Origin of the sequence: Streptomyces sp. SPB074, from assembly GCF_000154905.1 — a bacterium.
In the GTDB taxonomy this organism is placed as follows: Bacteria; Actinomycetota; Actinomycetes; order Streptomycetales; family Streptomycetaceae; genus Streptomyces.
This window is the reverse complement of record NZ_GG770539.1, coordinates 167,040-170,578: the sequence shown is the minus strand read 5'-3', so window position 1 is coordinate 170,578 and position 3,539 is coordinate 167,040. Positions and strand designations below refer to the sequence as shown.

Annotated in this window: 3 protein-coding genes; all 3 read right to left on the bottom strand. The window is 72.1% G+C overall.

Features of this window, described 5'->3' with window-relative positions; translation table 11 throughout:
* Positions 1–30: 30 nt before the first annotated feature.
* Genes SSBG_RS00760 through SSBG_RS00750 form a run of 3 tightly spaced genes read right to left on the bottom strand, consistent with a single transcriptional unit; the run spans position 31 to position 3,490 of the window.
* The gene (locus tag SSBG_RS00760) at positions 31–1,512 is read right to left on the bottom strand and encodes a GH1 family beta-glucosidase (protein WP_008744337.1); all 1,482 of its coding nucleotides are present in this window, start codon (positions 1,510–1,512) and stop codon (positions 31–33) included.
* A gap of 47 nt (positions 1,513–1,559) precedes the next feature.
* Positions 1,560–2,480 carry a carbohydrate ABC transporter permease gene (locus tag SSBG_RS00755; protein ID WP_008744336.1) on the bottom strand — a complete coding sequence of 307 codons (921 nt, stop codon included), beginning with the start codon at positions 2,478–2,480 and terminating at the stop codon, positions 1,560–1,562.
* Positions 2,477–3,490 (bottom strand): carbohydrate ABC transporter permease, encoded by a 1,014-nt coding sequence (locus SSBG_RS00750; protein ID WP_008744335.1) that lies wholly within the window; start codon positions 3,488–3,490, stop codon positions 2,477–2,479. Before SSBG_RS00750 ends, SSBG_RS00755 begins: the two co-directional genes overlap by 4 nt.
* Positions 3,491–3,539 lie beyond the last annotated feature (49 nt).

Below are 3,539 nucleotides of genomic sequence, written 5' to 3'. Positions count from 1 at the left end.
GCTCCCGTCCCGGCCCCCCCACCGGTGGCCTCAGCCCGGCAGCCCGCCGCGCCGGATCACCTCCGCGTACCAGTGGGCGCTCGCCTTCGGGATGCGGCGCTGCGTGGCGTAGTCCACGTACACCGCGCCGAAGCGCTTCGCGTACCCGTAGGACCACTCGAAGTTGTCGAGCAGTGACCACAGGAAGTACCCGCGCACGTCCGCGCCGTCCGCGATCGCCTGCCGCACCGCCTCCAGGTGCGAGTGCAGGTACGCGACGCGCTCGGGGTCCTCGACGCGGCCCTCGGGCGAGACGTGGTCGTCGAACGCCGCGCCGTTCTCGGTCACCATGAGCGGCAGCCCGGGGTGCGCCGCGTGCAGTTCGGTGAGCAGGGTGTGCAGCCCCGAGGCGTCCACCGCCCAGTTCATCGCCGTGCGCTCGCCGGGGGCCAGGTGGAAGGCGACGTCCTCGGAACCGGTCCACGGCGAGTGGTCGCTCGCACCGTGCCCGTCGTCGCGCGAGTCGCCCGCGCCGTCCGAGGCGGAGACGATCGTCGGCGTGTAGTAGTTCACGCCGAGCACGTCGATCGGCGTGGCGATGGTCTCCAGGTCACCGGGCCTCACCAGCTCGTCCCAGTCCACGAGCGAAGCGGTGCGCCGCCGCAGGTCCTCCGGGTAGCCGCCGTCGAGCAGCGGACCGGTGAAGACCCGGTTGCCCACCTCGTCGATCCGCCGCGCCGCGTCCGCGTCCCCGGGGCTCGTGGTGAGCGGGCGCACCTGGTGCAGATTGAGCGTGATCGAGGTCCGCGCGTCCGCCGGGAGCAGCCCGCGCAGCACCTGGACGCCCCTGCCGTGCGCCAGGTTGAGGTGGTGCGCCGCGCGCAGCGTCGCCGCCGGCTCCGTGCGCCCGGGAGCGTGCACCCCGGAGCCGTAGCCGAGGAACGCCGAGCACCAGGGCTCGTTGAGCGTCGTCCACATCGGCACGCGGTCCCCGAGCGCCCCCGCCACGAGCGCCGCGTAGTCCGCGAACCGCTCGGCCGTGTCCCGCTGCGGCCAGCCCCCCGCGTCCTCCAGCTCCTGCGGCAGGTCCCAGTGGTAGAGCGTCGCCACCGGCGTGATCCCCGCCTCCAGGAGCGAGTCCACCAGGCGCCGGTAGAAGTCGAGCCCGCGCTCGACGGCCGGACCGCGTCCCGTGGGCTGCACGCGCGACCAGGAGACGGAGAAGCGGTACGCGCCGAGCCCCAGCTCCTTCATCAGCGCGACGTCCTCGCGGTAGCGGTGGTAGTGGTCCGCCGCCACGTCCCCCGTGTCGCCGTCCCGCACCTTGCCGGGGGTGTGGCTGAACGTGTCCCAGATCGACGGGGTCCTGCCGCCCTCCGTCGCCGCCCCCTCCACCTGGTACGAGGCGGTCGCCGCCCCCCACAGGAAACCGGCGGGGAAGTCGCCCCCGGACTCGGCGGCGGGGGCGGGCGAGGGAACGGAGGGGGAGGTGGTGCCCGGCCGCGAGCCGGACCCGTGGTGTACAGCGGTCATGCGAGAGCGCTCCCGAGGTGAGGAGGGGAAGAGGAGGGAAAGGGGGTTCAGCCCTTGACCGCGCCGGCCATGATGCCGCCCACGATCTGCCTGCCGAAGACGACGAACACCACGATGAGCGGCAGGGTGCTGATGAGCGCGCCCGCCATCACGATGGACTGGTCGGGGGTGTACGAGGCGCTGAGCTGGCCCAGCGCCACCTGGACCGTCGGATTGGACTGGTTGAGGGCGAGGAAGGGCCAGAAGAAGTCGTTCCACGCCTGGACGAAGGTGAGCATCCCCAGCACCGTCATGGCGGGCCGGGCGGCGGGCAGGACGACGCTGCGCACGACGCGCAGGTTGTTCGCGCCGTCCACCTTCGCCGCCTCGATCAGCTCGTACGGCAGCGCCTCGATGAGGTACTGGCGCATGAAGAAGACACCGAAGGCGCTCACGAGCGTCGGGAAGATGACGGAGGGCAGCTTCCCGCCCCAGCCGATGTCCGACATGATCATGAACAGCGGGACGACGCCGAGCTGCGGCGGGATGGTGAGGGTCGCGATCACGGCCGTCATGAGGACGCCCCGGCCGCGGAAGCGCAGCTTGGCGAAGGCGTAACCCGCCAGCGTGCAGAAGAAGAGCGTCGCCGCCGTGATGCAGCCCGCGACGACGAGCGTGTTCACCAGCGCCTTGCCGAGGCTCGCCTGCTCCCAGGCCGCCTGGAGGTTGTGCCACAGCCGCCCGCCCGGCAGGAACGGCGGCGGGCTGTCGAGCACCCGCTGCTGGTCGTGCGAGGCGGCCACGAGGGTCCAGTACAGCGGGAAGACGGACAGCAGCCCGGCCACCGCGAGGGCGACGTATGTGAACGGGCCGCCGCGCAGTTGCTCGCCCGCCCCGATGCGGAAGCGGCGTTTGCCGGACGTCCCGGGCCCGGGCACCGCCGCGGGCGGGGCCGCGGTCACGGGGGGAACGGGGGTGGTCGTGGTCATGAGGTCGCTCCCTCGCGCGCCGCGCCCGCACGCGTCAGACGGCCGATCAGCCACTGGAGCAGCGCGATCAGCAGCAGCAGGGCGAGCATCGACCAGGCCACGGCGGCGGCCGGGCCGAGGTGGCCGAGCTTCCAGCCGTAGTTGTAGAGGTAGATGCTCAGGGTCTCGTACTGGTGCTCGCTGCCCCCGGTGGAGCCGAGCGTGCCGCCCTCCAGGAGCAGCGGCTCCCCGAAGAGCTGCATCGAGCCGATGGTCGAGATGACGATGGTGAAGAGGATCGTCGGGCGCAGCGAGGGGATCGTCACCTTGCGGAACTGCTGCCAGCGCGAGGCCCCGTCGAGCGAGGCCGCCTCGTAGAGGTCGGTGGGCACGGCCTGCATCGCGGCGAGGTAGATGAGCGCGTTGTAGCCGGTCCAGCGCCAGATGACGATGACCGAGATGGCGATCTTCGATGTCCAGTGGCCATTGGCCCAGTTGGTGTCGCCCAGGCCGACGAAGTGCAGGAGGTAGTTGAGCAGACCGCCGTCGGCGCGGAAGACGAGCGCGAAGACGAGGGCGGCGGTGGCGACCGAGGTCGCGTACGGGGTGAGGATCACCGTCCGCCAGAACGACGAGGCCCGCAGCCGGTAGTTGAGCAGGTGCGCGAGGCCGAGCGCCACGAGGAGCTGCGGGACGGTCGAGATGACACCGATGACGAAGGTGTTCGCGACCGCGTCCCAGAACTCGCCGTCGCCCAGGACGCGCCGGAAGTTGTCGAGCCCGATCCAGGTGGACTGGTCGAGCCCGGTCAGCTCGACGCGGTGCAGCGCGATCCAGCCGGTGTACAGCAGCGGGTAGAGCCCGAAGGCGGCGAAGACGAGGAAGAACGGGGCGATGTAGGCGTACGGGGACGCCTTGTCGTCCAGGCGCCACAGTCGGCTGCGCAGCCGGCGGCGGGCCTCGGCACGCGTCGCGTCCGCCGCCGGGGGCGGGGGAGCGGCGGACGGCCGGACGGGGGTCGGGGTGGCCACGGTTGTCCTTTCCTTCCAGGACGGAGGGACGGGGAAGGGGGCGCCCGGG